Annotated in this window: 27 protein-coding genes and 3 pseudogenes; 15 read left to right on the top strand and 15 right to left on the bottom strand. The window is 68.4% G+C overall.

The window, feature by feature from the left end; translation table 11 throughout:
- The 3 genes from LV78_RS27910 to LV78_RS27900 all read left to right on the top strand — a co-directional run.
- Positions 1 to 966: IS701 family transposase (locus tag LV78_RS27910; RefSeq protein ID WP_253848621.1), on the top strand; the 966-nt coding region annotated here is incomplete at its 5' end.
- A gap of 195 nt (positions 967 to 1,161) precedes the next feature.
- Positions 1,162 to 1,941 (top strand): transposase family protein, encoded by a 780-nt coding sequence (locus LV78_RS27905; RefSeq protein ID WP_253848620.1) that lies wholly within the window; start codon positions 1,162 to 1,164, stop codon positions 1,939 to 1,941.
- Between the two features lie 61 nt (positions 1,942 to 2,002).
- Positions 2,003 to 2,779: a nucleotidyltransferase domain-containing protein gene (locus tag LV78_RS27900; protein WP_253848619.1), complete on the top strand. Its 777-nt coding sequence runs from the start codon at positions 2,003 to 2,005 to the stop codon at positions 2,777 to 2,779.
- Here LV78_RS27900 and LV78_RS27895 read toward each other — a convergent pair.
- Together LV78_RS27895 and LV78_RS27890 are read right to left on the bottom strand one after the other, a co-directional pair.
- Entirely contained in the window at positions 2,766 to 4,001 is a 1,236-nt protein-coding gene (locus LV78_RS27895; protein WP_253848618.1) for a GMC oxidoreductase, read from the bottom strand. The genes LV78_RS27900 and LV78_RS27895 overlap by 14 nt on opposite strands.
- A gap of 47 nt (positions 4,002 to 4,048) precedes the next feature.
- Entirely contained in the window at positions 4,049 to 4,216 is a 168-nt protein-coding gene (locus tag LV78_RS27890) for a hypothetical protein (RefSeq protein WP_253848617.1), read from the bottom strand.
- A gap of 25 nt (positions 4,217 to 4,241) precedes the next feature.
- On the opposite strand from LV78_RS27890, the gene LV78_RS27885 reads away from it, so the two are divergent.
- A complete protein-coding gene (locus LV78_RS27885) occupies positions 4,242 to 7,274 on the top strand; it encodes a non-ribosomal peptide synthetase (protein WP_253848616.1) in 3,033 nt (1,010 codons plus the stop codon).
- Here the strand turns inward: LV78_RS27885 and LV78_RS27880 are convergent.
- Complete coding sequence (locus LV78_RS27880; protein WP_253848615.1) at positions 7,267 to 7,872, bottom strand: nucleotidyltransferase domain-containing protein; 606 nt, start codon at positions 7,870 to 7,872, stop codon at positions 7,267 to 7,269. The genes LV78_RS27885 and LV78_RS27880 overlap by 8 nt on opposite strands.
- 204 nt (positions 7,873 to 8,076) lie before the next feature.
- Between LV78_RS27880 and LV78_RS27875 the strand changes: the two genes are divergently transcribed.
- On the top strand, positions 8,077 to 8,613 hold the full coding sequence (locus tag LV78_RS27875) for a 2'-5' RNA ligase family protein (RefSeq protein ID WP_118947195.1): 537 nt from the start codon (positions 8,077 to 8,079) through the stop codon (positions 8,611 to 8,613).
- A gap of 96 nt (positions 8,614 to 8,709) precedes the next feature.
- Positions 8,710 to 8,952, top strand: coding sequence for an HNH endonuclease (locus tag LV78_RS42080; protein WP_372495000.1), 243 nt, complete (start codon positions 8,710 to 8,712; stop codon positions 8,950 to 8,952).
- Here the strand turns inward: LV78_RS42080 and LV78_RS27870 are convergent.
- The 3 genes from LV78_RS27870 to LV78_RS41075 form a co-directional block, all read right to left on the bottom strand.
- Positions 8,885 to 9,175 (bottom strand): DUF4342 domain-containing protein, encoded by a 291-nt coding sequence (locus tag LV78_RS27870; protein WP_253848614.1) that lies wholly within the window; start codon positions 9,173 to 9,175, stop codon positions 8,885 to 8,887. The two genes, LV78_RS42080 and LV78_RS27870, sit on opposite strands and share 68 nt — an antisense overlap.
- A 92-nt stretch (positions 9,176 to 9,267) precedes the next feature.
- Entirely contained in the window at positions 9,268 to 9,552 is a 285-nt protein-coding gene (locus LV78_RS27865) for an IS110 family transposase (RefSeq protein ID WP_301307466.1), read from the bottom strand.
- A 15-nt stretch (positions 9,553 to 9,567) separates the two neighbouring features.
- A complete protein-coding gene (locus tag LV78_RS41075; protein ID WP_301307435.1) occupies positions 9,568 to 9,696 on the bottom strand; it encodes a hypothetical protein in 129 nt (42 codons plus the stop codon).
- Between LV78_RS41075 and LV78_RS42075 the strand changes: the two genes are divergently transcribed.
- Positions 9,635 to 9,799 carry an IS3 family transposase gene (locus LV78_RS42075; RefSeq protein WP_372495001.1) on the top strand — a complete coding sequence of 55 codons (165 nt, stop codon included), beginning with the start codon at positions 9,635 to 9,637 and terminating at the stop codon, positions 9,797 to 9,799. The genes LV78_RS41075 and LV78_RS42075 overlap by 62 nt on opposite strands.
- An 11-nt stretch (positions 9,800 to 9,810) precedes the next feature.
- Here LV78_RS42075 and LV78_RS27860 read toward each other — a convergent pair.
- The 3 genes and pseudogenes from LV78_RS27860 to LV78_RS27850 form a co-directional block, all read right to left on the bottom strand.
- A pseudogene (locus LV78_RS27860) lies at positions 9,811 to 11,045 on the bottom strand (IS3 family transposase).
- Positions 11,046 to 11,077: 32 nt separating this feature from the next.
- Positions 11,078 to 11,386, bottom strand: coding sequence for a hypothetical protein (locus tag LV78_RS27855; protein ID WP_253848612.1), 309 nt, complete (start codon positions 11,384 to 11,386; stop codon positions 11,078 to 11,080).
- A gap of 63 nt (positions 11,387 to 11,449) precedes the next feature.
- Positions 11,450 to 11,656 carry a hypothetical protein gene (locus tag LV78_RS27850; RefSeq protein ID WP_253848611.1) on the bottom strand — a complete coding sequence of 69 codons (207 nt, stop codon included), beginning with the start codon at positions 11,654 to 11,656 and terminating at the stop codon, positions 11,450 to 11,452.
- A gap of 20 nt (positions 11,657 to 11,676) precedes the next feature.
- On the opposite strand from LV78_RS27850, the pseudogene LV78_RS27845 reads away from it, so the two are divergent.
- The 3 genes and pseudogenes from LV78_RS27845 to LV78_RS27835 all read left to right on the top strand — a co-directional run.
- Positions 11,677 to 11,916: pseudogene (locus LV78_RS27845) on the top strand (shikimate dehydrogenase); the annotation flags it as partial.
- A complete protein-coding gene (locus LV78_RS27840) occupies positions 11,913 to 12,266 on the top strand; it encodes a hypothetical protein (RefSeq protein WP_253848610.1) in 354 nt (117 codons plus the stop codon). The pseudogene LV78_RS27845 and the gene LV78_RS27840, both read left to right, overlap by 4 nt.
- Positions 12,267 to 12,681: 415 nt before the next feature.
- On the top strand, positions 12,682 to 14,469 hold the full coding sequence (locus LV78_RS27835) for a recombinase family protein (RefSeq protein WP_253848609.1): 1,788 nt from the start codon (positions 12,682 to 12,684) through the stop codon (positions 14,467 to 14,469).
- A 157-nt stretch (positions 14,470 to 14,626) separates the two neighbouring features.
- On the opposite strand, the pseudogene LV78_RS27830 reads toward LV78_RS27835, so the two are convergent.
- Together LV78_RS27830 and LV78_RS27825 are read right to left on the bottom strand one after the other, a co-directional pair.
- A pseudogene (locus LV78_RS27830) lies at positions 14,627 to 15,388 on the bottom strand (transposase family protein).
- A gap of 166 nt (positions 15,389 to 15,554) precedes the next feature.
- Positions 15,555 to 16,052 carry a transposase gene (locus LV78_RS27825; protein WP_308208765.1) on the bottom strand — a complete coding sequence of 166 codons (498 nt, stop codon included), beginning with the start codon at positions 16,050 to 16,052 and terminating at the stop codon, positions 15,555 to 15,557.
- A gap of 862 nt (positions 16,053 to 16,914) precedes the next feature.
- Between LV78_RS27825 and LV78_RS27820 the strand changes: the two genes are divergently transcribed.
- The 3 genes from LV78_RS27820 (at position 16,915) to LV78_RS27810 (ending at position 21,204) form a co-directional block, all read left to right on the top strand.
- Positions 16,915 to 17,436 (top strand): hypothetical protein, encoded by a 522-nt coding sequence (locus LV78_RS27820; RefSeq protein ID WP_253848607.1) that lies wholly within the window; start codon positions 16,915 to 16,917, stop codon positions 17,434 to 17,436.
- Positions 17,426 to 18,457, top strand: coding sequence for a tyrosine-type recombinase/integrase (locus LV78_RS27815; protein WP_253848606.1), 1,032 nt, complete (start codon positions 17,426 to 17,428; stop codon positions 18,455 to 18,457). The genes LV78_RS27820 and LV78_RS27815 overlap by 11 nt, the downstream gene beginning before the upstream one ends.
- A gap of 392 nt (positions 18,458 to 18,849) precedes the next feature.
- A complete protein-coding gene (locus tag LV78_RS27810) occupies positions 18,850 to 21,204 on the top strand; it encodes an ATP-binding protein (protein ID WP_253848605.1) in 2,355 nt (784 codons plus the stop codon).
- 41 nt (positions 21,205 to 21,245) lie between these two features.
- Here LV78_RS27810 and LV78_RS27805 read toward each other — a convergent pair whose 3' ends face one another.
- Positions 21,246 to 22,451 carry a cytochrome P450 family protein gene (locus LV78_RS27805; protein ID WP_253848604.1) on the bottom strand — a complete coding sequence of 402 codons (1,206 nt, stop codon included), beginning with the start codon at positions 22,449 to 22,451 and terminating at the stop codon, positions 21,246 to 21,248.
- 1,050 nt (positions 22,452 to 23,501) lie between these two features.
- Between LV78_RS27805 and LV78_RS27800 the strand changes: the two genes are divergently transcribed.
- Positions 23,502 to 23,870, top strand: a complete 369-nt coding sequence (locus LV78_RS27800; protein ID WP_253848603.1) for a helix-turn-helix domain-containing protein — start codon at positions 23,502 to 23,504, stop codon at positions 23,868 to 23,870.
- A complete protein-coding gene (locus tag LV78_RS27795) occupies positions 23,864 to 24,448 on the top strand; it encodes a hypothetical protein (protein WP_253848602.1) in 585 nt (194 codons plus the stop codon). Before LV78_RS27800 ends, LV78_RS27795 begins: the two co-directional genes overlap by 7 nt.
- Before the next feature lie 323 nt (positions 24,449 to 24,771).
- On the opposite strand, the gene LV78_RS27790 is transcribed toward LV78_RS27795, so the two are convergent.
- The 3 genes from LV78_RS27790 to LV78_RS27780 form a co-directional block, all read right to left on the bottom strand.
- Positions 24,772 to 24,945, bottom strand: coding sequence for a hypothetical protein (locus LV78_RS27790; RefSeq protein WP_253848601.1), 174 nt, complete (start codon positions 24,943 to 24,945; stop codon positions 24,772 to 24,774).
- Positions 24,946 to 24,954: 9 nt separating this feature from the next.
- Positions 24,955 to 25,218, bottom strand: coding sequence for a hypothetical protein (locus tag LV78_RS27785; protein WP_253848600.1), 264 nt, complete (start codon positions 25,216 to 25,218; stop codon positions 24,955 to 24,957).
- Between the two features lie 529 nt (positions 25,219 to 25,747).
- The gene (locus tag LV78_RS27780; RefSeq protein ID WP_253848599.1) at positions 25,748 to 26,452 is read right to left on the bottom strand and encodes a DUF3558 domain-containing protein; all 705 of its coding nucleotides are present in this window, start codon (positions 26,450 to 26,452) and stop codon (positions 25,748 to 25,750) included.
- Positions 26,453 to 26,464: the final 12 nt, after the last annotated feature.

Here is a 26,464-nt window from a genome sequence, read left to right as displayed (position 1 = left end):
ACCGGCTTCCCCAAGGACGGCACCTCCTCGCCCGGAGTGGCGCGGATGTACTGCGGAGCGTTGGGCAAGCGGGGCAACTGCCAGGTCGGAGTCAGCGTGCACGCGGTCACCGACTGGACCTCCGCGGCGGTGGACTGGCGGCTGTTCCTGCCCGAGTCCTGGGACGACCGCAAAACCGACGACGAGTCGACAGCCGCGCAGATCGTCCGGAAGCGGGCCCGTTGCGCGATCCCGGACGACCGGCGGCACCGGGAGAAGTGGCGCCTGGCCCTGGACATGATCGACGAACTGCTGGGCTGGGGCATGCCCCGGCGGCCGGTGGTGGCCGACGCCGCCTACGGCGACAACACCGCCTTCCGTCAGGGGTTGACCGACCGCGGCCTGACCTACGCGCTGGCGGTCTCGGCCTCCACCAGCCTGCACCCGGCCTCCTCGGTCCCGGTCCCGCCGACCTGGTCGGGCACCGGCCGTCCACCGACGAAGACGACCTACCCGGACAAGCCCGTTACCGCCAAGACCCTCGTGACGGCGGCCGGGCGTTCGGCGGGGCGGTTCGTCCTCTGGCGCCACGGCTCCCGCAGGAGCGCCGGCAATCCGACCGCGACCATGCGCTCGCGCTTCCTGGCGTTGCGGGTGCGCCCGGCCAACCGCAACATCCCGCGCCATCCCGACGGCAGCCTGCCCGAGTGCTGGCTGCTGGCCGAATGGCCCACCGGCGAACCCGAACCCACCGACTACTGGCTCTCGACCCTGCCCACCGACATCCGGCTGCGCGACATGGTCAGGATCGCCAAGATCCGCTGGCGCATCGAACACGACTACCGCGAACTCAAAGACGGCCTCGGCCTGGACCATTTCGAGGGCCGCTCCTGGCTGGGCTGGCACCGCCACGTCACCCTCGCCTCCGTCGCCCAGGCGATCTGCACGAAGCTGCGCCGCACCCCAAAAGTCCCTGCGCAGGTCTGACCCTCTACGCCGTCCTGCGCGAACTTCAGGCATTACTCGCGGCCTGGACCGGTGTCTGCCACACCTGCGGACAACCCGTCCGGGCCACATCCACAGCACAGAAACCGCAGGTCAACAGCACCTAACAAAGCCCTACTAAGGGGTGTCACGTAACTCGGTGATCGGTCGCCGGATTGGATCGGGGATCATGATCGGGTGCAGGTGATCTCGGCGTCCCGGTCGGAGTGGATCGCACCGTTCACGGGCTTGCAGCCAGGGCAGTTCCGCAAGCTGGTGCGGGTGGTGGCCGAGCGAGGCGGTGACGCGATCGCGGACGGACGTCCCGGCGGACAGTGGCGGTTGGACCTCGCTGACCGGGTGTTGTTGGTGGCCACGTATTGGCGCACCAACCTCACGATGCAGCAGCTGGGCCCGTTGTTCGGGGTGTCGCACGCCGCGGCGCACCGGGTGATCGACAGCGTCGGTCCGCTGCTCGCCCTGGCCCCGGTGAGGCGCCGTCGGGTCGACCAGGTCGCGATCGTGGACGGCACCCTGGTCCCCACCCGCGACCACCGCCTGGCCACACGGTCGAAGAACTACCGCTACTCGACCAATCTGCAGGTCGCCATCGACGCCGACACCCGCCTCGTGATCGCCACCGGCGACCCGCAGCCGGGCAACCGCAACGACTGCACCGTCTACCGCGACTGCGGCATCGCCGACGTGCTCGACGGCCGACCTGTCATGGCCGACGGTGGCCACCAGGGCAACCCGGAGGTGATCATGCCCTACCGCAAACCCCGCGACGGCAGCCAACCCACCGGCTCGCAGGAAGACCTCAACACCGTCCACCGCCCGATCCGTGCTCGTGCCGAACACGCACTGGTCCGCATGAAGAACTGGACCATCCTGCGCGACTACCGCCGCGCCGCCCACACCCTGCGCGACACCGCCTCCGACATCGCCCACCTCCACAACCTCGCCCTCACCAGCTGACCAAGAACCCCGCACCCCCGCCGCAAGATCAGTTACGTGACAGCCCTTAGCATCCGAATCCATGTTCACCCCAGACGAGCGAGAGCAGTTGCGGGCCGCACTGGTGTCGACGGCGCAGGCCGATCCCCGGATCACCGGCGCCGCACTGGTGGGGTCCGCCGCAGTCGACCGAGAGGACCGCTGGTCGGACATCGACCTCGCGCTGTGCCTGCACGAGGACGCGGACGTCGACGAGGTCGTGCGGGACTGGAGCGATCGCCTGTACCGCGACCACGACGTCGTGCACCACCTCGACGTCCGCAACGGCAAAACGCTGTTCCGGGTCTTCCTCCTGCGCGACACCCTGCAGCTCGACCTCTCGTTCTGGGCTCCTGCGGACTTCGGCGCGACCGGCCCGACGTTCCGCCTGCTGTTCGGCACCGCCGCCGACGTGCCGAAGGTGGGGCCGCCCGCGGCGCTCGGTCTTGTGGGGATGGGGTGGCTCTACGCCTTGCACGCGCGGTCCAGCATCGCGCGCGGCCGGGTCTGGCAGGCGGAGTACATGGTGAGCGGTGTGCGGGACCACGTGCTCGCCCTCGCGTGCCTCCGTCACGGCGTGTCGGCTGTGCAGGGGCGCGGCATGGACGACCTGCCCGCCGAGGTCACCGCGCCGTTGGACGAGGCGCTGGTCCGGGGGCTCGGGACGGCGGAGCTGGTGCGGGCCTTCGGGGTGACCGTCGAGGCGTTCCTGGCCGAGGTGGAGCTGGTGGACGCCGCGCTGGCCGCCCGCATCGCACCGACGATGCGGGCGCTGGTCGACACCAGCACGCCCGGTCCCGCGGTGGTCAGCCCCGCCTGACGCGGTCGGCGGTGCTGACCGCCAGGGCGCAGGCGGCGAGCGTCGGGTTCGTGGCGGTGGCGGAGGGGATCAGGCCCGTGCCGCCGAGGTAGAGGTTGTCGAAGCCCCACACCCGTCCGTGGGTGTCCGCCACGCTGTGGCCGTCGTCGGCCACCCCCATCCGGGTGGTGCCCATGACGTGCAGCGAGCTGCCGGGGCTCAGAACGCGCGGCTGGCTGCTCGGCAGGAACTCGCCCAGCCGGCCGGCTGTGGCCCGGAGGTCTTCGAGGGCCGCCCGTGCCACCTCCCGGCCAGCCTCGGTGGTGGTGTACTCGAACGTCGGTTGCGGCAGGCCGGTCGCGTCGAAGGCCTGACCGGTAAACCGGATCCGGTTCTCGTGCCGGGGCCGCGACAGCGAGTACCAGTACAGCGACACGATCAGCCGCTCGTCCACCCGTCCTTCGAGCAGGTTCGCGTCGTACGCATCGCACAACAACAGCGAGTGGAACGGGCGGTCGCCGTCGATCGGGATGATCACGAACGGGTCGGCGTCGTCCTCGGCCAGGTCCTGGTCGAGGACGAGCTGACCGTAGGAAACCGGGTGGTCGGCCAGGTAGCGGCCGAGCGCCGGCCGCTCCTCGGAGTGGATGCCGGAGGCCCAGAGCAGTGCGGGAGCGCGGAGGCCGCCGGTGGCGACCACGAAGGCGCCAGCCTCGATCACCACCCGCTCACCGGTGTCGAGCGCGACCGCGTCGGCCGACACCACGCGCCCGTTGCGGTGCGTGAGACGCTGGACGGAGAGTTCGGGGATCAACTGCCACGAGCCGTCGGCGGGCAGGACCTCCGCGGGCCCGGTCCACCGCACACCAGCGCCGTGGTGGCGGGCGGCGACCGGGGCCGGGCGCGCCCCCAAGTCCGCGAGCAGGCCCAGCACGCGTTCCTGGCGACCGCGGCTGACGGACGTGCCGACGGCGAGTGCGTCTTCGGCATACCGGTACAGGGTGGACCACTCGTCGCCATCGATGCCCTCCCAGTGCTCGACTGCGGGGTTCAGCCGGGGCGCGACGCAGTTCCACAGGATCCCCATCCCGCCCAGCATGTTGGTGACCCGCGCGCCGACGAGGTTGTCGCGCGCCCGCTGCCCGGCGTTCACACCCTTGCCGTCGGGCGTCGGTGGCAGGGCGCGGCCGGTCAACCCGCCGTTCGCCCGAGGCACCGAAGCCGGACGCAGCAACGCGCGCACGAGGTCGTAGTGGTAGGTCCGGTCCGAACGGCACGCCGGCTGATTCCTCAGGTGCGTTCCCCCGGAATGGCGGCGGCCGAACCCGAGTCGACCAACAGCACGCGTGCGCCCGACTCGGTGAGCCTGCGCGCCAACACGCTGCCCACCAGACCGAAGCCGATGACGACGACATCGGCTGAGTGGCGACGGTCCGGCACTGTCGTCTGCGAGAGCATTTCCCTATAGTGGGGGACGGGCCGCGTGAGTTCCAGTCCGCAGCCGGCGGAAACGGCGCCCCTCGCTTTCCGCTTATCTTTTCGGCGAGTCAACCCCCAGGTGGCTCGGATGAACGTGCGCTCCGAGTTCGGCACGGCCGGATCGCAACCGGTGCTCCTCCCGTTGTCGCCCGCGCAGAAACGGTTGTGGTTCCTGCACGAGTTGACCGGCACCGGCCCGGAATACCACATCGTCGAGGCGTTCCGCGTGCGCGGAACGCTCGACCGGTCGGCTTTGACGCGTGCGCTCACCGCCCTCGTCGTCCGGCACGAGGGCCTGAGAACGGCGTTCCGCTCGGTGGATGGCGAGCCCCGTCAGGTCGTCGTCGCTCCCGCACCGGTCGAGATTCCGGTGAGCGACCTCCGTCCGCCGGGAGCCGGGCAGGCCCGCTCGGTGGCCGAGGAGGCGCTGGAGGAGTGGGAACGCACCTTCGACCTCGCGGCGGGCCGGTTGCTGCGCGCGCGGCTCCTCCGGTTGGGCCCCGCCGATCACGTGCTGGTCCTGACGGTCCACCACATCGCCTCCGACGGGTGGTCGCAGGGCATCCTGCGGCACGAGCTCGGATCGCTCTACGGCGCGTTCGCCGCCGGTGACCCCGACCCGCTCCCGCGGTCGCCGGTGCGGTACGAGGACTTCTTGCTGCGGGAGGGGACGCGGGCCGACGACGGCGACCTGGCGTACTGGCGGGACCAGTTGGCCGGTCTGCCCGAACCGTCGACGCTGCCCGCGGACCGCGAGCCGCGGGCAGCGGCGCACAGGGCCGTGCCGGTCATCAGATCGGTCGTCGACCCGGCGCTCACCGCGAGGTTGCGCGAAGCGGGGCGCAGCCGCGGTGCGACCCTCCACATGACACTGCTGGCTGCGTTCGCCGCCTTGCAGTGGCGGCACAGCGGCGAACGCGACCTCGCGATCGGCACGCCGGTGGCCCACCGCTCCGAGGCCGGACTGGAACGACTCGTCGGGCTGTTGGTCGACACGCTCGTACTACGGGTGCGCATGACACCGCAGGACAGCTTCACCGACCTCCTCACGCACGTCCGGCAGACCGCGCTGGACGCATACCGGCACCAGGACACGCCGTTCGAGCGGATCGTCGAGGACCTCGCACCGCGGCGGCGGGTTGACCGGACACCGTTGTTCCAGACCACCTTCTCGCTGCAACCGGTAGCCGCCGAACCGTTGCGGCTGGCCGGCCTGGAGGTGGGGCAAGTCGACCTTGAGGACATCGTCTCCCGGTTCCACCTCGAACTGCACGCCTTGGAGAAGCCGGACGAACTGACCCTCGTGTGGGTGTACGACGGCGATGTCTTCGACCACCGCACGGTCGATCGGTTGGCCCGGCAGTACCTGCGCCTGCTGGAGCGGATCGGGAACGACCCCGGGCTCGCCGTCGAGGACCTGTTCTCGGTGGACGAGGAGGAGCGCGAGTGGTTGGCCACCCGGCGCGGTCCGGACCGCCGACCGCCCGACGCCGCGGTGCCCGAGCTGTTCTCCGCCCAAGCCGAGCGCACGCCCGATGCCGTCGCGGTGCGGCACGGCGGGACTCGGCTCACCTACCGCGACCTGGACCGGCGGTCCGCCGGGGTCGCGCGGCACCTGGCCGCTGCGGGTGTCGGCACCGGTGACCGGGTCGGCGTGGCCGTCGAAGCAGGCGTCGAACTCACGTGCGCCGTGTTGGGGGTGTTGCGCCTGGGCGCGGTGGTGGTCCCGCTGCTGCCGGGTGGTCCCGCCGGCGGGACCACCCGAGCCGTCGTCACCGACGTGCCCACGACCGCGCCCGACGACGCGGGCCTTCCGCCGGTCGCTCTGGCCGGCGCCGCGTACTCCGTCCCGGTGCCGTCGGCGAAGGGCGCGGTCGACGAGGTGGCGGGTTCGCACACCGCCTTGGCGCACCGGGTCACGTGGCTCGCCGAGCTGGTAGGGCTCCGGCCGGGTGACCGGGTCCTGCCGACACCGTTCGGTTCCGCCTCCTCCATCGTGGAGCTGCTGGCCCCCTTGGTCGCGGGCGCCACCCTCGTACCGCCCCACGGCGCCGACCCGCTCGACGTGATCGGTCGCGAAGGCGCGACCGTCGCCTTCCTCGACCCCGACGCGGTGGAACGGCTGGCCGACTCGTCGGTCCGGCACGACCTCCGCTCGCTGCGGTCCGTGGTCACCGGCGGTCAAGTGCTGAAACCCGAGGTGTGCCGGAACGCCGCCGCCGCGCTGCCGTCCCTGGCGCTGTGGCACGCCTACGGCGCCAGCGAGACGACCAGCACGTGCGCCTACTACGACTGCGCGAACCTGGGCCCAGACCGGAAGCGGGTGCCGATCGGGCGTCCGGTCGACGGTGTGGTCCTGCGCGTGCTGGACGAGCGGATGAACCTGGTCCCGCGCGGGGCCGTGGGCGAACTGCACGTCGGCGGGGCCGGCCTCGCCGACGGCTACACCGACCGGGACACCGAGTCGGCCCGTCCCCGGTTCGCACCCGACCCGTTCCAGCCCGGAGGCGTGCTGTGGCGGACCGGGGACGCGGTGCGCTGGAACGCGGACGGCGAGCTGGAGTTCATCGGTCGACTCGACCGCATGCTCAAGGTGGGTGGTCGCCGGGTTGAGCCCGCTCAGGTGGAGAGCCTCCTCCTCGATACGGGTGGCGTCCAGAACGTGGAGGTCGCCGCGACGGCGAACGGCCTGGTGGCGAGGGTCGAAGGCGACCTGCCCCACCCGGAGGCGCTCCGGTCGCTGCTGTCCACGATTCCCGTGCCCGTCGAGGTCGTCCGATCGGTCGACTCGACACCCCGGGAGCCGATTCCCCGGCCGCCGGCGACCGAGCAGGAGGAGTTGCTGTGCGGGCTGTTCGCCGACGTGCTCGACCGGACCCACGTGCAGGGGGAGGACAACTTCTTCGCGCTGGGCGGGCACTCGCTGCTCGCGCTGCGGCTGATCGCGAGGGTCTACGAGGCCACCGGCATCGAGCTGTCCGTGCGCGACGTCTTCGAAGCGCCCACGCCGGCCGAGCTGGCGGCGTTCCTCACGTGAGGTCGCGGGTGGGTGCGCCGGCAGCGTCGACGAGGTCGAGGAGGGGGCCCTCCAGCCTGCGCGCCTCCTCGGGGCTGCTCAGGCGCAGTTCGCGGAGGACCAGGTGAGTGGCGGCACGCAGGCAGCGCCGGAGCTCGTCCCGGCTGACGTCGCGGACCAGGGCCTCCCGGGCCGCGTCGGTCACCTCCGCGGGGAGGCGGTCGACGTGCTTGTTGAACTCCACCGGCAGACCCAGCCGTCTGCACGCCAGCGCGAGGCCCGTGTCCCGCAGCCGTCCGATCCAGTGCTCGGCCTGCCACCCCGCGCCGCGTTCGATGCAGACCCGCGCGTGCCGCACGTGGTGCCAGGCGTACCCGGCCGTCTGGTCCGGACCGCCGTCCACCGGCCCGCGCCGCACCGGTTCCCCGAACAGCACACGGAAGCCGCCTGCCCCCAGCGGGCCGAAAGCCGCTGCGGGCGTGAAGGCGAGGTCGAGTTCCAGCAGGTCGGCCAACAGGAACGCCCGGTAGACCGCGAGCCGCGAGTCGGTGTCGAAGTGGTGCAGGGCACTGAGTTCGTCGTACGCGAACCTGGTCCAGTCCGCCACGACGTCGTCCAACCGGTGCCCCGCCGCGACCCCGAAGAACAGGTCGATGTCCGATTACTCGTCCTCGGCGCCGCGTGCCGCGGACCCGACAACGGCCGCACCGCTGATGCGGTCGTCGGCTCGAGCGCGGTGGACTAGGATCTCGAGGATGTGCTCGCGTCGCCGGGAACCGGTCATGGATCGACCATAGCTGCGGACAACCACCAGGAGAACACGGTGCCCTTCGCCATCGAGCTGTTCTTGGACGAGCAGGCCGAGAGCCGGGTGAGGCGGATGTGGGCGGCGTTGGACGAGCACGGCATCCCGTCGCTCGGCGCGCTCGCCGATCACGACGTCGACCCGCACGTGTCCTTGACGGCTTTCGACCACGGTGACGTCGACGCGGTCGCGGATGCGCTGGCGTCGGTGTTCGCCGCCGAGGCGCCGTTCCCACTGTCGTTGACAGCGCTGGGTTTCTTCCTGACACCCGTCGCGCCGGTGTTCCTTGGCGTGACCCCAACGGCCGCGTTGTTGCGGGTGCACCGCGCAGTGCACAACGCTGTCGAACCGTTCGTCGAACGCATGGCGGAGTACTACCTCCCCGATGCACTCCTGCCACACTGCACGTTGGCCCTGGGCGTCAGCGACCACGCGGCGGTCTTCCGAGCCCTCTCCGGTTTCCGCCTGCCCGTCGTGGCGAGCGCGGTGTCGGCACGTCTGCTGGAAATCCCCGAAGGCCGTCCACTCGCGACATTCCTGCTCGGCGCCGGGTAGTCACCGACATGCCGTTGTGCAGGCCCGTGCCGCCGGAGTCGCGCCGGTCCGGGGGTCTGGGGGTTTAGTCGGCGTTGATGCGGACGTAGTCGTTGCATGATGGCGCGGGCCGACGCGGCGAAGTCGGCGGTGTCGAGGGTGGACTCCATCCACCCCGCCTTCATCTCCCGCTCGGCGACACTCGACCACGTCCGCCCCATCGCCAGGGGAGGCGATCCGACGGCCCTGGACAACCTGGTCACCGCGTGTTGGACCTACCTGCGGCTGCTCATCATGCTTGGTCGGTCTCGACCGTCGTCGCTGGTTGACTACCGGGCCGGCGGCGGTTCTCGATCGTGATTCCGCACTTGCCGACCAGCGCGACACCGGCACCGATGGTCGTGGCCACCGGAGCAGCCAGCGCCGCGACCAACCCGAGAGCCATCGGCACCTCCAGCACCACGCCATGCTTGCGGTCACGCACAACCACACGACGGTTGACGCCCTCGCTCACCAGCCCGCGAACGGCGTCGACCACCGAGTCGACGGCAGCACGCGTGGACTCGGACTTGAACTCGCTCATGACTCTCCTCGAACTGCGGATCCCCTTGACGACTCCAGCCTGCCCGCGGCCGCGCACCCCTGCCTCAGGGTTCCCCCTGACCCTCGCCTGATTCAGCCCTCAGAGCACCCAGTGGTCGATCTGAGGAGCTTGTGCTGGCGGTTCACTGTGTTGGTGCGGGCTCGGCCGAGCTCGCCGCGGCGGTCGACCAGCAGCCGCAGGGCCACCGTGTGATCGTCGGCCGCAACGCGATCCGGGCCGCCGGTGCGCAGCACGACCAGGGCGATCGAGCGGGCGCCGGTGGCGTCGGTCTTGTGGCCGTGCCCGGTGTCGAACACCCGTGCCCACGCCGCAAGCTCGGCGGGCACGTCCACGACCGGTTCGCCGTCGGCGACCAGGTGCTGCGCCAGGTGCTAGCCGACACCGTTCCTGCCCTCGAACGCCGTCGCCGAGTCGTTCTTCGCCGCCATCAAGACCGAACTGCCGGACCGACAGCCCTGGCCCACCAGGACCAGCGCGCACAAGGCGATCGTCGAATACATCGAGGGCTGGTACAACACCCGACGCCTGCACTCCAGCCTCGGCTACCTCAGCCCCGCCACCTACGAAGCAACCCGACACCACCCTGTCAAGTACCGGGTTTGATGGAGACTGGATTAGTTGGTTTCCAGGGTTGCGGTGACCGGCTGGGTCATCGCGTGGAGTGCTTCGTACTCGGCGGGCGGCACGTGCCCGAGTTCGCCGTGCAGGCGCCGGTTGTTGTACCAGTCGATGTACTCGACGGTGGCGATCTCGAGGTCGTCGATGCCGTGCCACGGGCCCTTGTTGCGGACGAGTTCGGCCTTGTACAACGAGTTGAACGCCTCGGCCATGGCGTTGTCGTAGGAATCTCCTTTGCTGCCAACAGATGCGACCGCATCAGCCTCGGCCAGGCGCTGGGTGTAGCGCACCGCCCGATACTGCACTCCGCGGTCGCTGTGATGAACAAGCCCGGCCAGGTCCGCGCCGCCGGCCCGGCGGCGCCAGATCGCCATCTGCAGCGCGTCCAGCGCCAGATCGGTGTAGAGGCTGGTGGCGACCTGCCAGCCCACGATCACACGGGAGAAGACGTCGAGCACGAACGCCGCGTAGACCCAGCCGGCGGCGGTACGCACGTAAGTGATGTCCGCGACCCACAGCTCGTTGACACGCGTCGCGGTGAAGTCACGTTCCACCAGGTCAGCGGGCCTGCCGGTCTCCGCCGCCGGTCGTGTCGTGCGCGGGGACCTGTCGCGTGGCAGGCCACGCAGCCCGCTCTCGCGCATGAGCCGCTCGACGGTGCACCGGGCCACGTCCACGCCGTCGCGGTTGAGCTGCCTCCACACTTTCCGCGCCCCGTAGACGCCGTAGTTGTCCCGGTGCACCCGCTTGATCGCCCCGGTCAACTCCCGGTCGCGGACCGTACGGGCCGATTCGGGGCGGGATCTGGCCGCGTAGTACGTCGACGGTGCGATCTCGGCGGGCGTCTGCGCGAGCGCCGCCAGGACCGGCTGGACACCGTGTTCCTCCCGCTGGGAGTCGACGAACGCGACCTTCATCGCGACGGACGGTCCAGCTCCGCCGCGAAGAAACTGGCCGCCGACCTCAGGATCTGGTTCGCCGGCCGCAGTTCGCGGTTCTCCCGCTCCAGCTGAGCGAGCCGCTGCGCATCGCCGGTCGTGATGCCCGGCCGGTCCCCGGTGTCGGTCTCCGCGCGCTTGACCCAGGTCCGTAGCGCCTCGGGGTGGATCCCGAACTGTTCGGCGATCCGCTTGATCGCGCCGGTCGCGGACGCCGGGTCCCGCCGGGCTTCCACGGCCATCCGGGTCGCCCGGTCACGCAGTTCGTCTGGGTACTTCTTCGGTGGGGCCATCGGTCCTCATCATCCAGGCTTGATGGTCTCCATCAAACCCGGTACGGAACAAGGAGTCGCATGGCCGGAGTCTGGGCTTGTGTGGCGCCTCCGAGCACCTCGGCGGCGTAGGCAGGCCCGCTCGATTGGCCGTCCTCGCTGTTGATCTCGTTCTCGATGCAGTTGGACACCTCGACGAGGAACCGCGCGATGTCGTGGACCACACGGTCGTCGGTTCCCAGGGCGGCGATAGCGCGAAAAGCCTGGTGGAACCGCTCCTCCTCGTGTGCGATGCGCTCGTCGTGCGCTGACGACGTCGGTCGGTGTGCGGCGAGTTCACCGAGGCTGGACAGCGTCGTCAATGCCTGGAAGGCGATGACGGTCGCGTCGGTCAGCGGGGTGGGCCAAGGGGCGAGCGCGTCACGCTAACGCGCAAGCAGGCTGTCCTCGGCGGGTGTCATTGCCGTGGAAAGGGCATAAGCGATAGGCAGGAGGGCCTTCTCCTCATATCGCGGCATGACCAGCACCGTGCCCCCGAGATCGCGCAGGTCGATCTTGTCGTGGACAGGGCCGCTGATCACCGCGTGCGCGTTCTTCCAGTCGGTGAAGTCGCGGATGTCCACGAAGATCACCGACTCGACGGGCGGCCTACCACCACCTCGGGCTGAAGGACTGGTACTACGACGCCCTCGGCCGCGCCCCCGACCAGCTTCCCGCCTTCCTCGACGGCCTGGACTCCAGTTGGGTCGGGCTGTCGCTGACCATGCCGCTCAAACGCGCCGTGCTCCGCCTGCTCGACGATCTCTCCCCCGCGATGGTCGCCACCGGCGCGGCGAACACCGTGATCCTGCGCGAGGGGCGGCGGGTGGGGGAGAACGCCGACTCGGCATGACCGGCGCGCTCACCGAGGCCGGGATCACCAGCGTCGTCGGGTCGGCGTGCGTGCTGGGCGCGGGGGCCACCGCGGCCAGCGCTCTGGCTGCCCTGAACACCCTGGGCTGCACCACGGTGATCGTGCTGGCCCGCGACACCACCCGCACCACCGCCCTGCACGAAGCGGCCGAACGCCTGGGGGTGGCCGGGCGGGGTAAAGGGGCGGGCGGTTTGCTGCTCATCCCAGGATCATCCGGGATCGGCCTCAGGATGTTCGTATCCCCCTTGCTCCTCGGGATCGGCCGAGTCTGGTCGGTTCGAGTCGAGCGCGTCGCTGAGCGGCGTGTGGCCACTCGTGCGGCACGGTGATCGAAGTCGTACCCGTGTCAGTCCCACGATCCCTGCTCGCCGGTTTGGGCGAAGGGGTACCACAGGATCAAGACCTGTTCGACGAACGGAAGGCTGTTCGGGTGATGGCCTCTGCTCTGTGTCGGTGAAAGATCGTCGGTGCTCCACCGTCGCCCTCCGAGAGGCCGAGTATGGGCCCGTCCTGTTGCGTGACGGTGGAGAGGAACGTGATGGCAGCACCCACGAAGGACCGACGCCTTCCCGGTGTCCGGTCATTCGGCCTGCGTCCCGGTCGTTCTCCTAAACTGTCATGGACCAGTCCGTTCGTGAGTGTCCACAGTAGCCGCTACGTGCGACGGTCGATCGGCTGTCGCCGTACGGATCACATCGGTGTCATCCGGCGGCAGGACCGTCCGTGTGGCAAGGCGTGGGCGGCATGACCGCCATCGCGCCATCCAGCCCCACCACACTCGCCGAGTGGATCGCCGTCACTGCCGAACCCGGTATCCCCGTAACGGGCACCACTCCCGCCGGAGGACTGCGGTTCCTGTTCTACGGCAGGGCCTCCACGTGCGAGCACCAGGACCCGCGCACCTCGCTGGCCTGGCAGCTCGACGTCTCTCGCGGCGTCATCGGCGGACGCGGCACCGTCGAACGCCAGTACTTCGAGGTCGGGTGTTCCCGTCAGGTGCCGCTGCACAGGCGCCCGCAGATGAAAGCGTTGCTGTGCCACATCGCCGCGCGTCCCTGCGAGGTCGATGCCGTGGTGGTGGGCGAGTTCGAGCGCGCGTTCTTCGACACCGCCCAGGTTCGCGCCCTGCGCGCGGTGCTGCGGGAGTACGGGGTGCAACTGTGGTTGCCGGAGGCCGACGGCCCGGTGGACTTCGGCACGTCCGAGCACCAGGCGCTGCTCAAGTTGCTGGCCGCGCGCTCGCAGTACGAGGTCAAGCGCGCCCGCCACCGGGTCATGGCCGCCATGAGGGTCCAAGCGCGCGAGCAGGGCCGCTACCTGGGTGGCAGGCCGCCCTACGGCTACCTGCTGGTCAAGGTCGCACCGCACCCGAACCGGGCGTGGGCCCGTCGTGGGGTGTTCCTGCAGCAGTTCGCGCCGCACCCTGACACGGCGCCCGTAGTGGAGTTGATCTTCTCGTTGCGCATGGCCGGGTGCAGCGGCGCGGGTATCGCCCGGCACCTGGACGAGCAGGGCTTTCCCGGTCCGTCGGCGGTCGACCCGGAGCGCAATCCGCACCGCGTCGACTGCGGCTGGTCGGTGCGCAGCGTCGCGGAGATCCTGCGCAACCCCCGTTACACCGGTCGTCAGGTGTGGAACCGCACCAGCGCCGACCGCGCCACCCGCTCGGCGAGCGGGCGTCGCACCAGCGTGCGCAACGACCGTCAGGAGTGGGTGATCTCCAAGCGCGTGACCCACCCGCCGCTGGTGTCCGAACAGGACTTCGTCGCCGTCCAGAACATCCGGTACGCGAAGAGGGGCGGTCAGGCTGACGCCGAGGGCGGTGAGCGTGCCTATCTCCTGGCGGGCAGGCTGCAATGCGCGGTGTGCGGGCGGGTGATGGACTCGCACTGGTCGCACGGCCGTCCCGCCTACCGGTGCCGTCACGGATACACCAGCGCCCGGCCGCAGGACGCGCCGCGGAACCTGTACCTGCGCGAGGACTGCCTACTCGAACTCGTCGCAGCCCACCTCGCCGCCACCGGCGTCGCGGATCGTCCCGACCCTGCCCGGGCCGCACGGCTGGTGGCCGAGCACGACCTGGCCTTCCGCTGCGACAGCGACGGCGTCACGGTCCTCGACCAGAGCGCGGTCGCACTCGTCCAGCGCAAGGCCCGCGAACGCCGTGCGCCCGCTCCGTCCCGGCAGGAGGATCAGCCCCAACTCCTGCTGGAGTTGACCCACGGTGACGAGCCGGTCGACGCGGACCTGTCCGACGCTCCCGGCTCACCGGACGTGCGCGACGCCCCTGACACATCGGGCGAGATCATCAGGTGCATGAGGCAGGGATCTGCTGGGCGTCGTCAGGTTCCAGCGGGGGAGCCCCACCGGGGACGAGGCGCGGGTCCCACCCGTTGTCGGCCGGGTGGGTCGGTGCCGCCGCGGCGTGCGGTGTTACGTCGTTCCAGGAAATCGGGAAAGCAAAAACCCCACGCAGTTTCCCGTTTCAAACGGGATTACTACGTGGGGCAATTGATGTGTCCGAGGACTTGAACCTCCAGGCGTGGGATGCATCCCCGCCAGGGGGTCGAATCCCCGCGCCTCGTCACCACGATGATCTTGTGTAATCCTCGTCCCCCCTGGGGACGTGTCACACGTAGAACCTAGCACAGACCATCTTCGGTGTCACATCGTCCGCACTGAACCTTTTTCATCGTGGTTGGCGGGGGATCTCGACGTGGTGCAGAACGAGGATGGCCGCGACGATCGCGGTGGCCCTGCGTGGACAGCAGCGCGGCTTGACCGGCACTTTCCAGTCCTTGAGCAGTGAGACGGCGCGTTCGCCGAGTGCGCGGATGCGGGCGTGGGTCCGGTTGACCGCCTTCTGACCTCGTGACAGCCGTGGTCGTGTGGCGTGGCGCTTGAACGGGGTGCGCACCGTGCCGCCGGCGCCTTGGTGGGCCTTGTCGGCGAAGGGGGTGACGTCGTGGGCGGTCGGCATCTCGATCACGCCGTGGGTTCGGGCCGCGGTGAGGTCGTGGACGACGCCGGGCAGTGCCGCCGAGGCCCGTGCCAACCGGCCCGCCGGGTCGGCGGGGATCTGGACGTTGACGCCGTGGCGATGGTGTTTGCCCGAGTGGTAGGTCTTCTGGTCGGCGACGCGGTCGATCGGGACCAGGGTGCCGTCGAGGATCGCGTAGGCCGGTCGTGCGACGCGTTCGCCGGCGGCGTGCAGGTCGTCGGCCAGGACGGTGAGCAGGTCCACTGCTTCCCTGACGTAGCGCTAGGCGGTGCTGCGGGAGATGTCGAACCCGGCGGCGAGGCGGGTGTGGATGTCGCCGTTGCGCAGGTGGGCGAGCACGGGCAGCGCTTGGCGGCTGGGATCGAGCCGCCGCCATCGGGACCGGCGCCGCGCCCGTTCCGCGCGGATGAGATCAGCCAGGCGGACCAGGGTGTGGTTGGACAGAGGAATCGCGGCAGGGTGGGACGGCCCGGCGAGGCTCCCGGTTGGGGCATCGGATCTTGGTCGACTGCTGTCTTACCTGGAGCCTCGCCCACCGCGCCTCCCTGCTCGGCCTGCGACGTGACCTGCGACGTCACGATGAAAATGGCTCATTGAGTTGAAAGTGTTCGGTTGCCTACATATCGGCGTAGCGGACGTGCGGGGCGCGGAAGTAGCCGCAGACGAGGTGTGCCTGACGCTGACGGCGTCGCAGGAAGCGTCGGGTCTCGTGGGCGAGCCGGTCGACGTTGTGGGCGCGGGAGGCGTTGACGTTGCGCTTGAGGTCGGCGCCCCGCAGCTCGTCGGGGTTCAGCTCGGGGCTGTGGCCGGGCATCAGGTGCAGCTCGATGCGGTCGGTGTTGGCCTGCGGCCAGGTGTGGACGGCCTTGCTGCGTTGCACGGGGTGCCGGTCGGCGATGATGTGGACCTTCCGGTCCGCCTGACGGGCGACGCGGCCGAGGAACGCGGTGAACACCGGTGCGGTGAAGCGTTCGGTGAACACGGTGAACCACAACGCGCCGCGTGAGGCGATGGCGGACATGACGTTGACCCGCAGCCGTTTCCCGGTCACCCGAACGATCGGCGTGCACCCCGCAGAGCCCAGGACAGTCCGGGCGGCGTGGCGTCCGAGCACAGTCCGCACTGGTCGACCCAGGCGATCGCGGCGCCCTGGGCCTTCGCGCGTGCCGCGATCGCCGGATACTCCTCGTCCAGCCAGGCCCGCACCGCGGCGGGCTGCGCGCTGTGCCGGACATTGCGGGGTGAAGCCGTGGCGACGCAGCCAGCCCGACGCCCTGCTCTGTCATCTCGACCCCGACGACCAGGCGGATCAGCTCGACCACCGCCTGACGGGGCCACAGCGGGTCGCCGACCAGCAACTCCTCCGGGGTGTGGTCGGCCATCGCCGCGAACAGCGTGCCCCAGTCCTCCGCACTGACGGACTCGGCCGGACCGGGACGCCCCCGACGGGTCGCCAACCCGTCACGATCGTCCTGCCGGTAGGCCCGCCACCATGTGCCCACCGAGACCCCGAACACCTCCGCCGCCTGCCGATAGCCCGAACACCTTCGCCGCCCGCTGATAGCCCTCGACCCGCCCGGACTCCAGCACCGCGACCACCCGCAACCGCAGCACCTCCTGTTCCGCAGGAGATAACTGGTGCGCACCCTCGACCTCGATCGCCCAGTCGGCCTACAGACAACCGATTGCTTTCGATTCAATACGTGACCTCGGTCAGCAACTTGTGGGTGCTGCGCACGATGGGCGCAGTAGTCGGGCCCAGCTTCTTGGTGGCATTATTTCGATGAACGGAATATGGTCTTTTCTTTGATTGAAAGTCTTGCGAGAACGTTGGAGTCGGTGAGACTGCTGCGTCAGTTGTCTTTCGGTCTTTGAAATATTCGCCATGTCTCGGATGTCGGGTTAACCTCGTTGTTGCAGTAGCACTGGCCTAGTTCGCAACGGGGGTGTTGAAGTTGTCACCGGTAGGTGTTGAAGTGCGAGGCGAGCGTACGGCGGCGGGCTCCGGCTTTCGGAGTGCCGACGAGCTGGTCATCCGATCTCTTGCTCTTCCAAAGCTCGACGCTGACGAGAACCGCGGAAAGATGGTGAAGTTCGACCTAGGTGAACTTCACGCTCTGGTAGACAGGGGTGATTTGGAGTTCGCTCTTGGTTTGATGGATGACCGGGGGCGGGTTTCGAATCGGTCGATCTTGAACCATCTTGGTTGGGACTCGTACTCATCGCTGACACCGGGGATGGGGCGGAACTTTCTGGTGATCCGCCCGGATTCGCGCGGTGAGTCACTGGTGGATGACCGCATGCGGGTGGCACTGCCCCTCGCGATGTTGAGACTGTGTGGCCTTGGTGCAGGACGCCGCGTCCTGCTGGTGGCCACCGGAGGTAATGGTGTGCTGGTCGTCCATCCGTTGGTGAACTTCGCGCACATGGTTCGACAGTTCCACGGACAGGGTGTCGGGACCGCTTCGGCGAGCGATTCGGTGGCCGATGGCGGCTGAAGCCGACTTGAGCATGGTGCGTGCGCTGTTGGTGCGCATGGACATCGCTCCGGAGGATCTTCTTGGCGCTCTCCCCGCCGACCGTTCCCCATTGCCTAGTTTTGCGGAGTTCATTCCGACTGTCGAACGACTAGTTTCGGAAGGCACTCGTCGTTGTTACGGGTCGTACTGGAAAAAGATTTTGGCAGCGTGGCCGGAGCGGAGGCTGGACGAGCCGCTACCGTCGGAGATCGCCGAACTGGCGGAGCAGGTCAAGGCCCAGGCGGTCGTGCGACGTTCGGGCCGGGGCGGCAGAAGTGCGGCCGAGCACCTCATCGGCGCATTCCGACGCATCTACAAGGTCGCTGTCGACGATGGCCTGATCGCTGCAGCGGACGACCCTTCGCAGAAGGTGAAGAAACCCAAGCGACTGCCGTCGAGACGCCGTGGTTTGCAAAATGAGCTGGTCGAACGGATTGAGGAGGCGGCACGGACGACGGGCGACGACCCGGCGCTGGACGCGCTGTTGATCCGGTTCCATGTCGAGACCGCCTCCCGACGCGGGGGTGCGCTTGCGTTGACGCTGGACGGCCTTGACCAGGAACAGTGCCTGGTCCTGTTGCATGAGAAGGGCGGGACCAGCCGCTGGCAGCCGGTGTCATCGACTCTGATGACGCACCTGGTCGACCACGCCTACTTGAGAGGTGCGCGGGACGGCAAGAGCCGTGTGCTCCGCTATCACAACGGCAATCCGCTGACCTACAGGCGCTACGACGGACTGTGGCAGCGCATCGGTCGGCACGTCGAACCGGTGTACAAGCAGGGCATCTCAACGCACTGGTTGCGGCACACCACCTTGAAGTGGGTGGAGCGCAATTTCGGCTACGCGGTGGCCCAGGCGTTCGCCGGCCATGCCGACAGCACCTCGGACCACTACGGTGCGACAGCCACCTACGTTCGGGCAGGCATCGAGGAGGTCGCTGCGGCGCTGTCGGCGTTGACCGGTGAACCGCATCCGCTCGCTGGCGTGACACAGCGGTGAGTACGACAGTGTTCCCAGCAGAGTGCGGTGCCGTGTCGGGAGGGTAGTTCTTGCTGTTCAGAAGCTTCTCACGCTGTTGATCACAGTCCTTCGCCATGGGGCGGAGGCCAGCGTTCCCATATTCGCTCCCAGGCCGCACTTTTGCGGTGTACGGTCGTTAACTGCTGTGAGTGATCACTGACTCTCAGTGCGGTGTCCGGTCAGCGACGTCGCACCGAGGCGGGGAGCTCTCGTGTTCGCATGAAAGAGCCAGCGCTCCTCGGAGCGCTGGCTGTACGACTGCCGGGGGGCAACGAGACATGACCAGGGGTGCCCAGGGGAACGGGCCGGACATTGCCGTACCTGCGCCATCGGTGCAGCGGGCTTCAAGCTTCCTGGCCAGCGCGGCGGGGATGACCACCTTCATCGGTCGCGAGGGGCTGCTGCGGAAGACGATGGAGCTGCTCGGCTCGGTGGCGAGACTGGTGACGTTGACTGGAGCGGGTGGTATTGGGAAGACCAGGTTGCTGTTGCGCGTGGCGACTGAGGCCGCAGGGGACTACGACGACGTGGTGGTGGTCCCGCTGGCAGGGCTCAAGGCGACCGATGACCGGCTGGCCTCTGCCATCGCCGGGGCAGTGGGGCTGCTGGACAACAGTCGCGTGCCAGCGGCCGCCCGACTGATCGAGTACCTGTCGACTCGGGGGAGGGTCCTGCTCGCGCTGGACAACTGCGAACACTTAGTCGGTAGCGAGCCCGGGACGGGGCAGGTGCCGAAGCTGTTGCGTCATCTGCTGGCCGCAGTGCCTCGCCTGAAGGTGTTGGCCACTAGCAGGGAAAACCTCGGAGTCCAGGGCGAGTACATCGTCCCTGTGCCGCCGCTGTCGGTGGCAAACAACGAACCCGTCTGTGCGGAGAAGTGCACCTGCTGTGTGCCGGAGGCGTTGCAACTGCTGCTGGACCGGGCGCGGGCGGTCGGAGTGGAGATCCGGCCGTCGGACTACGAGGTCGCGATCGAGCTGTGCGAGGCCCTGGACGGTATCCCACTGAACATCGAACTGGCCGCGGTCCAGTTGGAAACGATGACGCTGCAGGAGATGCTGGAGCAGCGTCGCGCGCTGCTTGACACGCTGGTCGGAGGTGACGCACTCCAGGAGCAGCATCGGTCGGTTCGCGCAACCTTGGACTGGTCCTACGGCTTACTGACAGAACCGCTGCGGCGGATGTGGGCGTTGGTGTCCGTGTTCGCGGGCGGGTTCGATCTCGACGCCGCAGCGGCGGTATGCGAGGACCGCGGTATCGCGCGTGCCGAGGTGCGCTCGCTGCTGGCCCGGCTCAAGCGCAAGTCCTTGCTCGTGGTCGACCAACACGGGGACCGCACACGGTTCCGTCTGCTGGAGAGCATCCGGTTGTACGGGGAGGAGTTGGTCGAAGCATCCGGAGAGGCGGTCGAACTGCGCCGGGCCCATGCGATGCACTTCGAATCGCTGGTCGAGCGAGCGGCCGAACAGTGGCTGGGGCCCGACGAGGTCAGGTGGATGCAACGCATCCACACGGAACTGTCCAACATCCTTGCCACACAAGAGTTTTTCCTGACCACTGGCCAGGTGCGACGCGCCTTGCGACTGGAGGTCAACACCGGCCGCTGCCGGGCGTTGATCTTCGCGGGAAGGATCAACGACGCCCGCGACATGCTGTCCACCGGCCTGGACGAGCACCCCGAGGAACCAACCCGCGACCAAGTGGCGGGACTGTCGTTTGCGGCGTGGATGGCCTTGATCGAAGGCAACCCGTCGGTGGCGTTGCCGCTGCTGGAACAAGCCGAGGAGGCGGCCGCGACCCTGGGCTGCCAGGACGCGTTTCCTCCGCTGCTGTACGCGCGGGCGACCCGCCTGTGGCTGGTCGAGACGGATGAGGATCTGGCGCGCGAGTCGATCGAGGGGTACCGGAAGGCCGAACTTGCCTTCCTGGAGGTCGGGGCCGAGGGCGACGCCTACATGGCGTTGGTGTTCGGCGCCATGAGCGCGACGTTCCTTTCCGACGGGGAAACCGCGTTCGCCTGGTGCAGACGCCTTTTGGCCAAGGCCAAGGCTTCTGGTGCCGAGTGGTCGATTTCCTGGGCTCTGTGGACTCTGGCCCTTGCCGAGTTGCTGCACGGCGATCCCCGGCAGGCCCACCGTTTGGCCCGACGGGTGCTGCTCATCCAGGACCGGATCGGCGACACCTGGGGACCAGCTTGGACAAAGTGGTTGCTGTTCCTCGTCGCCATCGCCTTAGGTGACCATGAACGCGGCGCACAGCTGATGGGGGCGGCCAATGCAGCCCGCAAGCTGACCAACGCCAGCATCCTCGGGCTCCTGTCGTGGCTGCGGATGCAGCGGGAAGCCGAGGAAAAGGCCCGTGAGGAATTGGGCGATGAGGAGTTCGACATCAACGTCGCCTTGGGTGAGCGGCTGGTGGTCAGTGAGGTCATCGCACTGGCTTCCGATCTCCGCCCGCGTTTCGTCGCCGGGGTCAGGCGTCCTGCTGGTCTGTCCAAGCAAGAGTACAAGGTGGCCGCGTTGGTAGCCAAGGACATGAGCAACCGCGAGATCGCCGAAGCGTTGGGTGGACTGTCGCACCGCACGGTCGAAGTCCACGTCTCGAGGATTATCGACAAGCTGCGGGGCGCCTATCCGGACCGCGTCTTCAAGCGACGCCCGCACATCCGCGAGTGGTTCATCAGCCTGCCGCCCGAAGAGGCCGCCGCAGCGTTGACCGAGAGGTGACCGTGGGATGGCGCGGATGCTCGCGCCATCCCACGGCTATGTCAGGATCGACCGAGGAACACGGGCAGTTCCTCGAGCCCGGCCATGATCGCGCTGCGCTGATGTCGAAGCTGCTCCGGCCGGACGGCCAGCCGGGCGTGCGGAAAGCGATCGATGAACCGACCCAAAGCGACGACGGCCTCCATACGCCCCAGGGGCGCTCCCAGGCAGTGGTGGACACCGAAGCCGAAGGACAGGTGCCGCCGCGCGTCCCTGCGGTCAATGTCCAGTTCGGTGACGCGGGCGAACATCGCGGGGTCGCGGTTGGCGCTGATCAACGACACCAGGACGATTTCGCCTGCGGGGATTTCGACATTGCCGTAGACGACGGGGTTGACCGTGATCCGGTGGGTTGCCATGCGCACCGGGGAGTCGAATCGCCACACCTCCTCGATCGCGTCGGCGATCCGGCGCGGGTTAGCAGCCAGGCGGCGCCACAGCTCGGGGTCGGCCAGTAGCCAGCGGACGGCCTTAGTGATGGCGTTGGTCGAGGTTTCGTGGCCAGCGACGAGGATCAGGTAGATCGTGCCCATCAGCTCGTCGTCGCTGAGTCGGTCCGTCCCTGAGTCGTGCACCAGCGCCGAGAGCAGGTCGTCCGAGGGACTGCGTCGCTTGGCGCTGAGCAGCTCGGCGAAGTAGCTCTCCATCGCCCGCGAGGCCGGAAGCATGCGTGCGGGCACGTCGTCCATCAGCGCTGCAGTCCAGTCACGTAGCGCCTCGCGATCGTGCTCGGGCACCCCCATCAGCTCACAGATGACGGTGAGCGGGAGAGGGAATGCGAATCGGCTCACCAGGTCGACAGGCTGGTCGGTTGGCAGGGTGTCGAGCAGCGCCATCGCGATCTGCTCCACTCTGGGACGTAGTCGCTCGATTCGTGCGCGGGTGAAGTGGTCGGCCAGCAGACGTCGAAGGCGCGTGTGCTCGGGCGGGTCCTGGAACAGCATGTGCGGCCGGAACATCCCGCTGAGTTCGGTGGGCAACCCGGCCGCGCGCAGGTGGCGTTCCAGGACCGGGCGGATCCGTGCGGCGTCCTTGCTCAGGCGCGGGTCGTTCAGCGCACTGCGTGCGTCCTCGTAGCGACTGATTACCCAGACCGGCAGGTACCCGCCCACCTCCGCGCGGTGCACGGCCGAGTCCGCCCGTAGGGCGTCACCCACCTCCAGTGCCCGCTGCCAGTAGCCATCCTGGAACAGCCGGACGCGCGTCACGTCCTTCGTGTCAGTTTGCATGGTTTGTCCCCAGTCGTTGTCGTGTCGCTTCCGGACGCGACGTGATCGGAAGTTGTTATTTAGGGTAAGTATCGAACGATTCGGTAGTGTGCGCCATAGGGGACACCACGTAGTGGTCCTGTGGACCACGTATACGCGACGGGAAAACCACGTAGTGGTCCTGTGGACCACGTATACGTGATGGGAAAACCCGCGTAGCGGCTCTCGTCGCCCACGTGCTCGATACTCGGGTGCGGTTTGCCCGCATGGTGGGACGGTCTAAATGCTCACTTTTCACACTGTGATCATCTGAGGTGTAGCACTTGTCACGTTTGGCGGCCTGCGCCGTGGTTCTTGGGTGTGATCGAAGGTGTCTTGAGCTGCCTATACGTGTTGTCGCGACACGGTGCTAAGGGTTCATCCGTGTGGGAAGTACGTGTTTATGTGGAGAGGCTTAGCCTGTTGGAAATCCGCCGGACTGGACTGGTCACGTTGACATGAAATATCCCTGACATATGCTTTCGGTCGTTGGCGGAAGTTCAGACCGCGTAATCAAGATTGTTGCGCCCGAAACGGCCCGGAGGTCGTCGAGGGCGTCGCCTATGCGGCACCCCGAAGCGGAAGGCGATATGAGTGACAGTGTGAACACTTTCCGTTTGATGGCCAGGACTGCCGATCCGGCCATAGTGCCCTCCAATCGCGGCGACCGCGACGTGCGCGGCTGCCGCCCGCTTTCACATGTCGAGCACGGATGTCTCGACCGCACCGGGCGATTACCCCTGGTGTAACCAGGGTGCCAGTGCTCCGACGAGGTTGTGTCGTGATGAAGCGTCGCCGCGATGCACGGGGACCCCGCCCCGTGTCATCGCGGCAGGGCCTGGTGGCGATGTAGGGAGCTTTCGTCACCGGGTGAAAGGCCGGGCATGAACCGGCCTGTAACGAGGGCGGATGCCGCACGACGGCGTCGAGCGCATAACCGCGCGCCCTCGGCCTTCGGCAACATGCATGACCGCCGCGCGGTCGGTCGTGTCGACAAGGGAGGGAACCCAGGTGTCGCTCAACGAGGACGGACGGAACACGGGGTCGCTGCGGCTTGACCGCCCCATGAGAGATCAGCACGTCGAACTGAGAGCTTCCGGTGGCCCGGCGGACCAGGACGCGGGGTCCGGAGGCAGATCCTCGGTGCTGGTGCGCGCGTTCCAGATGCTGGAGCTGGTCGCCAACGAGGACCGGCCGATGAACCTGACCGAGATGAGCCGCGGGGTGCAGTTGCCGCTGCCGACGACGCACCGCCTGGCCAAGACGCTGGTGCGGTTGCGTGCCCTGGAGCGGGATCACGGTCGCTACACGTTGGGGCCGGTGTGGTCGGAGTGGACGGATGCCACGCCGCAGCGGGAACCGGCCGGCTCGTTGTGCTGACCGATGCCGCCGAGCACAAGGACGTCACCTGGACGCTCCCGACCCTCGGGCTGCATCACTTCAAAGGGGCGATGCGGCGTCCGCTCCGGAGCGAACGGAAAGGCATTAGGGGGAAGATGGACGAGCTGGCTGCAACGCGGCATCGCCGTGCGGTGGAGGCGGTGGTGCGTGGCGGCTTGGCGGCGGGGGACGCCGGTGCGATTCACGCGCTTCGGGCACATGTCCGGGCACTGGAGTTGGACGCGGTGCTGATGTCGTTGATGGAGAACGCAATCGCCTGCATGATCGACGATGCCGGGAAGTCGTCGTGGGAAACGGTCGTGCGATGCGACCACTGTGGAGTCGAACCGTCGCCTGACGGAGTGAAGTCGGGTCTGGGGTTGGCAGTTCGTGCACTGGAAACGGCACACCGCGGTGACCGTGCGGAGGCGCGCCGACTGGTCGAGCGGCTACTGGATTTAAACGACGTGGACAGCCGCAACGACGGGCTGGTGTGGCTGCTGCGCGTGACCGTGCGGTCCATCGGAGAAGTGTTGACTCGCGACGGCGGACTGCCACGCGTGTCCAGTGCCGACTGAGTGCTGTAACCGGCTGGCTGGCATCACCGATACCCCGGATATGAACGACGAGGACGCCGGACCGTGCGGTGCATCGACGCGGTTGACGACGTTGGTCGTTGTCTTCGCGCTCATCGCTGGCACCGACGTGCTTCTCGCGGTGTGGGCGGCGGAGCTGTGGCCGGTCGTATGCGGGATGTTCGCCGTCATCTTGTGGGATCGTGCCAGCATGCCTTATCGCCCAGGTGGCCCGTGCCAACGGTACGGGCCACCTGGGGCGAGCATGGTGTGACCGGGCGAATTCCTTCGTACCCGCTGCCTGTCACGGTGCCGGTGGTGGGGTGTCAGCGCTGCAGGACGATCGCGCCTGCGGGGATCTCGGCCAGGGCGCGATGTAGCCCATCGGTCACGACAAGGCGATTCTGGGTGTCGAGCTGGCCCAACGGTGAGGTCGACGGCAGACCGGGCACGCTGGTCGCACCGAGCAGGGCGGTGCAGATGCGTTCATCGATGATCACCAGGGGAAGTCAGATCCGGGCCAGCCAGCTACTTCCTGTGGTGCTGGGAGTGATCGCGACGAACGTGCGTGGTCGACTCCCTGTGGGCGCGTGCGTGGTCGGTGGTGTGCCACTGGCCGTGATGCGGCTGAGCTGAGCGAACACCGTCACGCTGTCCGTGGCGTGGTCGATGTCGATCCGGTGACCGTTCTGGGGCAGGCGCAGCGTGTCGTCCAGGTGGATCCAGCCGGTGGGTGCGATACCGCCGTCGAGCGGGCGGGCGGGCAGCAGCACGCGTACCCAGCCGGGAAAGGCTGTCCGCCGGGTGCGTTGTACACCACGGTGTCGGTGGTCGGGTGCAGTACGTCTGCGCCTGGGTCGCTGGCGGGATCGGGATCGGCAGGTGTGCGCGGGAGGACTTGCCCGACCACTGCGAGGGGTAGTCGGTCGAGGTGCTCCGGGCTGGGGCGCTGTGGAGGGATCGCGGCCGGGGCCGATGTCGCGGTGATCGTGGAGGGTGTCGACGCGATGTGCGCCGTGTCAACCAGTGTCGTCACCGTCGCGGTGACCATGCTCTGCTCGGCCGACAATGTGGAGGCGTCGTCCTGGTGACGCAGCAGTACGACCAGAATCGACAGGGCAATGGCGGCCCCGATCAGTCGAACGATTGGACTGCGCGCTGCGGCGCTCGCCCGTTGTCGCGCGCGGTTCCGCAGTCGTGAGGACTGCGACAAGTCCACCGGTGTGTCGACTGTGCTGGCGGGAACGTCACCTTCGACGGCAACGTCCCCGGATAGGGTGTGGATGCGGGCGTGCGGTTCGGTCACGGCGCGGTCGCGGCGATCTTGTCGGCGACGGTGCGGGCGATCGAGCAGGTGTCGACCTGAGCGAATCGTCCGTTGGTGAGGCTGACGCCCCCGGCTCCGTTGGTGAGCTGCACGATGGCGGTGCACATGGCGTTGCCCTTGCTGTCCTGCCCCGGCTTGAGCAGGCCGGGCTTGCTGCTGAAGGAGGTCGCGGTCGCGCCTGTGTGGTCCGCAGGGTTGGCCGACGCCTGTCCCGGCCGTGCCCAGACGATCAACGCGATGAAATCGCGGCCGGTGTTGCTGCTGGCGTTGCCGTGCTCATCGACGTTGACCTCGACGGTGTCACCGTTGTCGTATCGGCAGGCGATGGCGAAGTTGTCGGTGTCACGTGGCGGGCGCAGCGTCGGCTTGGCGTCGGCCTTGGAGGGACGGATCTCGGCGGGGAACGCGCCCCACCCGATTGCGCACGGGTCGTAGGGCGCGCCGACGCTTGCGGCGTCGACGCGCTGGTCGAGGTCGCCCAGGGCGAGGGCGTTCTCGGGCCGGTTCTGCTCGGAGGGCACGGACGAGCCGGGGGGCGCCGTCGTGGTGACGGACGAGTGGCCAGATCTCGGGGTGTCATTCTGCGGCGTGGCGGTGCCAGGGATGGTGGACGTGCACGCGGCCAGTGTGACCGCTGCGCTCAGGCCGAGCAGCAGCTTTGGGATGTGGTTGATGCGCATGGTCGAACTCCG

The organism is Actinosynnema pretiosum (genome assembly GCF_024171695.1).
GTDB lineage: Bacteria > Actinomycetota > Actinomycetes > Mycobacteriales > Pseudonocardiaceae > Actinosynnema > Actinosynnema pretiosum.
Note: the sequence above shows the minus strand (reverse complement) of the source record. Positions and strands in the feature narration are given on the sequence as shown.

Coding starts and splice junctions, on each gene's coding strand:
- LV78_RS27900 (WP_253848619.1), top strand. CDS start 2,003: ATGTTCACCCCAGACGAGCGAGAGCAGTTGCGGGCCGCACTGGTGTCG.
- LV78_RS27815 (WP_253848606.1), top strand. CDS start 17,426: ATGGCGGCTGAAGCCGACTTGAGCATGGTGCGTGCGCTGTTGGTGCGC.
- LV78_RS27890 (WP_253848617.1), bottom strand. CDS start 4,216: ATGCTCTCGCAGACGACAGTGCCGGACCGTCGCCACTCAGCCGATGTC.
- LV78_RS27810 (WP_253848605.1), top strand. CDS start 18,850: ATGACCACCTTCATCGGTCGCGAGGGGCTGCTGCGGAAGACGATGGAG.
- LV78_RS27870 (WP_253848614.1), bottom strand. CDS start 9,175: ATGAGCGAGTTCAAGTCCGAGTCCACGCGTGCTGCCGTCGACTCGGTG.
- LV78_RS27780 (WP_253848599.1), bottom strand. CDS start 26,452: ATGCGCATCAACCACATCCCAAAGCTGCTGCTCGGCCTGAGCGCAGCG.
- LV78_RS27840 (WP_253848610.1), top strand. CDS start 11,913: ATGACCGGCGCGCTCACCGAGGCCGGGATCACCAGCGTCGTCGGGTCG.
- LV78_RS42080 (WP_372495000.1), top strand. CDS start 8,710: ATGATGGCGCGGGCCGACGCGGCGAAGTCGGCGGTGTCGAGGGTGGAC.
- LV78_RS41075 (WP_301307435.1), bottom strand. CDS start 9,696: ATGTATTCGACGATCGCCTTGTGCGCGCTGGTCCTGGTGGGCCAGGGC.
- LV78_RS27835 (WP_253848609.1), top strand. CDS start 12,682: ATGACCGCCATCGCGCCATCCAGCCCCACCACACTCGCCGAGTGGATC.